Genomic DNA, 4141 nt, shown 5'->3' with positions numbered 1-4141 from the left:
TCTCTTTTGTCGCGGAATATTTTCCAGTCAAAATCGGACACGGTCTCGAGGGCATCGCTCCCTCTGACTTGCTTCAGCGAAGCTCTCACCGTGTTGCCGCACATCAAGCTGCAACGGAGGTGCCAATTCCCTCAGCTCCGGTAAGCGGCGGGAAATGCTTTGAAATTCTCCACGAGGCCAAATGCGGCCGATTGTCGTGAACCCGACATGTCTTCTGCCGCTGTCGGGTTTCGCCCTATCACTCTTGAGAGCTTGGACGGCTCGCCTGTGATTAGACTGGCCTCGGTCCTCGAGCAGTGGCAGTTTGGCGCCAGTTCGAAAGCGCGAACTCGCCGGCTTGGTCCTCGTGCCGCCACCGCCGCGTGTGGATTCTTGCCCCGGAGTCAAAATTCGCCTCGCGGTTGCCAACGGCGGCATGCGCTCAATGCGCGTGGCGTTGAGCCCCGACAGCACGTAATGGTACCAATTAGTGGATGCCCGTCGCTTCCTCCACTTCTCCAGCCAAGCGCTCGAACGACGCTACCTACCCACGTTCGAGCGCGACCGCGGAATCGCAGACTGCCGAACGTCAGCCGTTGCGAAAGGTGTAGCCGTACCCGTTGATCGCCGGCGCGCCGCCTAGATGTGCGTAGAGGACCCTCGATCCCTGTGGAAAGAAGCCCCTCTGGACGAGGTCGATCATCCCTTGCATCGATTTGCCCTCGTAAACGGGGTCCGTAATCATGCCCTCGAGCCGCGCGCACAAACGGATTGCCTCTTTGGTTTCCTCCGATGGAACGCCATAACCCGGGTACGCGTAGTCCATGAACAACACCACGTCTGCCTCGACAATTTCCGCTCCGAGGTGGACGAGCTTCGCTGTATTTTGGGCGATGCCAAGCACCTGCGCCTTGGTCTTGGCGGGCATGGCGGAGGCATCGATACCGATCACGTTGCGCTGTCGACCATCCTTGGCGAACCCGACGAGCATGCCGCCGTGGGTTGAACCAGTCACCGTACAGACGACGATATAGTCGAAGGCAAACCCAAGCTGCTCTTCCTGGGCACGCACCTCCTCAGCGAACCCCACATAGCCCAGGCCGCCGTATTTGTGGACAGAGGCGCCGGCAGGTATCGCATATGGCCTGCCGCCCCTTGCCTTGACTTCATAAAGTGCCTTTTCCCAGCTGCGGCGGATGCCGATGTCAAAGCCCTCGTCAACCAGGCGCACCTCTGCCCCCATGATGCGGCTCAAGAGAATATTGCCGACCCGGTCGTAGACAGCATCATCATGTGGGACCCAGCTCTCCTGGACCAGGAGGCATTTCATGCCGATCTTGGCGGCGACCGCAGCGACCATGCGCGTATGGTTGGACTGCACGCCACCGATTGTGACGAGCGTATCGGCATCTGACGCGATCGCGTCAGGCACAATGTATTCGAGCTTGCGCAGCTTGTTTCCGCCGAACGCGAGACCGGAGTTGCAGTCCTCGCGTTTGACGTAGATTTCCACCTTGTCGCCCAGATGCTTGCCGAGGCGCTCGAGCCTCTCGATCGGCGTGGGTCCAAAGGTGAGCGGATAACGTTCGAATTTTTCCAGCATGCTATCTCCAGCAAAAAAGTACCTGAACCTGCTACGCACCGGTCAGCCCAGGGGTAATGGTCGCGTGTTAGCCGAACACAGATTCCCTATACGATCAGCTCAGTCATCAGAGGGTGACCAAAATTGGTGTCGGTCTGAGCACTGATCCTGTCATCCGCGCATCAAAGCAGCAGCACATGCTGGGCATTCGGCCAAGCCGGGACACAGCTGAAAATTGCATTCCGCAGTTGATCAGAGTCAGACGACTGGTACCCGAGCTTTCCTGTAACCATCGGCATGCTGGCCCCTGTGGCGAGTTCCACGAGCGCGGCTAGAGGACTGCCAGATCAGAAAGAGCACGCAGCCGAAGTAGCCGGCCTGAAGCAGCAGCGAACAGGCCAGCGTCGTGACGACTGCCACACGGAGCGAATCCAAAGCGAAGTAAATCATCGACGCATTGCTGCACAGGACCAGCCCCACGAGCCGACAAAAAGATGAAGTGCAACGCCGTTCTCCTGGTTTTCGCCAGATCATGTTGCGAGCTCGTCGGCCGCAACATGCGTCTGGCAGTTCTTGGGGCAGACGCGGCCGCAGGCTCCGCAGCCTATGCAGCGGCCGGCATCATCGACAACCATGATCATGCGATTGAGCTTGCCGTCGAAATCGTCGTCCTCGTCATCGCAGGGGCCGAGGATTTCACCCGCATCATCAACGCCGTGAAGATGCATGACATCGCGCGAGCAGACCTTGAAACAACGGCAGCAGCCGATGCAGATCTTGCTATCGATGGAGGTCAGGTACGACGGCATCCAAATGGAGCCGTCACGGGTGGTGAATGTGCGCATCATCCTAAATTCTTCATTGAAGCGAGTTCTCTCTTGGCAACATCCAACTCGGCATAAACGGCTTGGGTTTTCTCGGCGACTTCCTGTATGTCGGCCCACTTGCCCGGCAGACCCTCGACGAGGTCCTGCAATGCCATCTTGGCAATAGCTGCACGCAACTGGAGCTTTCAGACTTTTTTCCTCATCCTATCTAGGTCTGACATAGATCCTTCCTGGAACAATGGTTTTGTTGATGCGCTCCATCTCGGGCTAGGCTTCAATGGCTGCAGTCGCATCGTCGACCAGTTTCGTACCGGCCTCAGCAAGTTTGCGGAAAGTCTCGAAGCCGAACCGGTGGACGTCTCGACAGAACGCCCAACCGCTGGAAGCCCCCACGGGTTTCATTCCAATTATTGGCGACGTCGACACGCCGGAGCGCTCCTCGATCGCAAGCGCTACGGCGGTGTAAAACATGTCGAGCCTCCACAGCGCGTCAGGATCGGGATCGCCGCCAAAGGGTACCGCACGTTGCTGTTGCTTGGTGATGATGAACTCGGCCAGCAGCTCGGCATCCGAATGGCCTTCCCATAAGCCGAAGGAATCCTGAGTACGAATGAGCCGCAGGAGGCATTTGACGAACGGGGAAGCAAGGGCCTCGTCGTCATTGTTGACAGCAGGGCCAACCGGAGGAATTTCGTTGTTCGTCATTTCAGTCTTCGTCTTCGAGGTACGATTTCCTTGCGATGCCCACTCCGGGTCCGCTTGCGTGGCCGACGAATGGCTTGGGCGGGCCAACCCCAAGAGTGCCCCGTGGCCGACCTCGACATGTCCACGAGTGCGAGACCTGCGGCGCGAATTCGCGGCGCACATCGTCTGCGCCGCGATCCGACCGGTGGTCAACGCAATTGAAATCCAACCTGCCGCAAGCCGCCGCCCTGCTGCATCGACATACTTGCTGCGAAGAGAGCCTCGATGGGCGGATTGGCCAGTGTTCAATTCCAATTGTCAGTCCCTTCGCGATTCTTGCTCAGGAAGTGACTGCGTTTTGAGTTTCGGGTGCCTTCTTTTGCGGAGCCACACAAAGATCCGCGTGACAGGCAGGCTCACCCGTGTAGTTGGCCAGTGCTTCGAGCAATGGGGTAAGATAGTACTGTTTGGTGTGGTCCGGAATTGGCCCCAGCCGGTCCACCGATTTCAGTGCCACCTCGATCAACTCGATTGCGCGATCTTTGTTGCCGCTCTCGTAATAATACTGAGCTACCGGGAGGTACCGGAGGTATTTAAACGGGCCATCGCCGTTCGGGGGATTGAGTGCCAGTATCTGTTCCGAGAGCTCGTTGCCCATCGCAAAGCGCTCCGCGCGCGGAAGATGGGAATTGTCCATCGTGGGATCGAAGAGTTGGTTGAGGGCCAAGGCCATCCACGACACCGCGTCGGACGTTTTGTCGATCGCGTCCTCGACCAATTCTCGCATGACCGGCATGCCGGTCTTGATGTCGCGCAGCTTGTGAAGCAGAAGATCCGCATGAATCTGCCGGAACTCACAAGAGTCTGGCATCAAGGCGAGGCCTTCTTCGATGGCCAAGAGCGCCGCCGTCCAATCCTCGGCCTGCATCGCCGGCCCAATTTTGGCGTATATCGGCCCGGTAAGCGACATTTCGCGCGCTGCAAGTTGGTTATGCGCGATGCGCTTTGCATCGGCGGCTTTCGCTTCATAGCTGCTGCGCCAGCTGCCGTTAAGGACTTTCGGCAAAAC

General features: G+C 58.3%; 6 protein-coding genes and 1 pseudogene. 1 reads left to right on the top strand and 6 read right to left on the bottom strand.

Annotation, left to right across the window (positions count from 1 at the left end; translation table 11 throughout):
* Window positions 1-200, top strand: a 200-nt coding sequence (locus tag EOC06_RS41045; protein ID WP_206631316.1) for a hypothetical protein, incomplete at its 5' end; no start/stop codon positions are given.
* A 368-nt stretch (window positions 201-568) separates the two neighbouring features.
* Here EOC06_RS41045 and EOC06_RS33770 read toward each other — a convergent pair.
* The 6 genes and pseudogenes from EOC06_RS33770 to EOC06_RS40440 form a co-directional block, all read right to left on the bottom strand.
* Window positions 569-1582, bottom strand: coding sequence for a 1-aminocyclopropane-1-carboxylate deaminase (locus tag EOC06_RS33770; RefSeq protein ID WP_128309836.1), 1014 nt, complete (start codon window positions 1580-1582; stop codon window positions 569-571).
* A gap of 237 nt (window positions 1583-1819) precedes the next feature.
* Window positions 1820-2011: an exopolysaccharide production repressor protein gene (locus EOC06_RS33765; RefSeq protein WP_245470308.1), complete on the bottom strand. Its 192-nt coding sequence runs from the start codon at window positions 2009-2011 to the stop codon at window positions 1820-1822.
* A gap of 80 nt (window positions 2012-2091) precedes the next feature.
* Entirely contained in the window at window positions 2092-2409 is a 318-nt protein-coding gene (gene fdxB / locus EOC06_RS33760; protein WP_206631315.1) for a ferredoxin III, nif-specific, read from the bottom strand.
* Window positions 2406-2564: a CCE_0567 family metalloprotein gene (locus tag EOC06_RS33755; protein WP_224571204.1), complete on the bottom strand. Its 159-nt coding sequence runs from the start codon at window positions 2562-2564 to the stop codon at window positions 2406-2408. Before EOC06_RS33755 ends, fdxB begins: the two co-directional genes overlap by 4 nt.
* Window positions 2565-2655: 91 nt before the next feature.
* A complete protein-coding gene (locus EOC06_RS33750) occupies window positions 2656-3093 on the bottom strand; it encodes a DUF269 domain-containing protein (RefSeq protein WP_128309834.1) in 438 nt (145 codons plus the stop codon).
* A gap of 319 nt (window positions 3094-3412) precedes the next feature.
* Window positions 3413-4141, bottom strand: a pseudogene (locus tag EOC06_RS40440) (TlpA family protein disulfide reductase); the annotation flags it as partial.

The organism is Mesorhizobium sp. M7A.F.Ca.MR.362.00.0.0 (genome assembly GCF_004023175.1).
Taxonomy (GTDB): Bacteria; Pseudomonadota; Alphaproteobacteria; order Rhizobiales; family Rhizobiaceae; genus Mesorhizobium.
The sequence above is the reverse complement of the archived record's forward strand: the minus strand, read 5'-3'. Positions and strand labels throughout refer to the sequence as shown.

Bases quoted from the DNA above. Each gene is read 5' to 3' on its own strand.
- fdxB (WP_206631315.1), bottom strand. From the start codon at position 2,409: ATGATGCGCACATTCACCACCCGTGACGGCTCCATTTGGATGCCGTCG.
- EOC06_RS33750 (WP_128309834.1), bottom strand. From the start codon at position 3,093: ATGACGAACAACGAAATTCCTCCGGTTGGCCCTGCTGTCAACAATGAC.
- EOC06_RS33770 (WP_128309836.1), bottom strand. From the start codon at position 1,582: ATGCTGGAAAAATTCGAACGTTATCCGCTCACCTTTGGACCCACGCCG.
- EOC06_RS33765 (WP_245470308.1), bottom strand. From the start codon at position 2,011: ATGATTTACTTCGCTTTGGATTCGCTCCGTGTGGCAGTCGTCACGACG.